A 216-nucleotide genomic window follows, 5' to 3' on the forward strand; every position below is an offset into this window, starting at 1 on the left:
ATAATATTCTGTTCTTAAAGCCATCAAAGGATTTCGCATAGTTTCTTCTAATCATAAACTGATCACATAATTGCGAAAATAAGGTTTCGATGGGCTTTCGGGATTTTCTAAAAATATAAGGCTGCGGCTTATATCCATGTTGATTTTTTCGCATAGGTACTTCCATATTAATCTGGTTGTAAGTAAATAAGTCTCTTTGATAATCAATACTCAGAT

At 31.9% G+C, this 216-nt stretch carries 1 pseudogene; it reads right to left on the reverse strand.

Annotation, left to right across the window (positions count from 1 at the left end):
- Window positions 1-216: pseudogene (locus tag GNY06_RS15590) on the reverse strand (IS982 family transposase); the annotation flags it as partial.

This window comes from Elizabethkingia argenteiflava (assembly GCF_009904105.1).
Lineage (GTDB): Bacteria > Bacteroidota > Bacteroidia > Flavobacteriales > Weeksellaceae > Elizabethkingia > Elizabethkingia argenteiflava.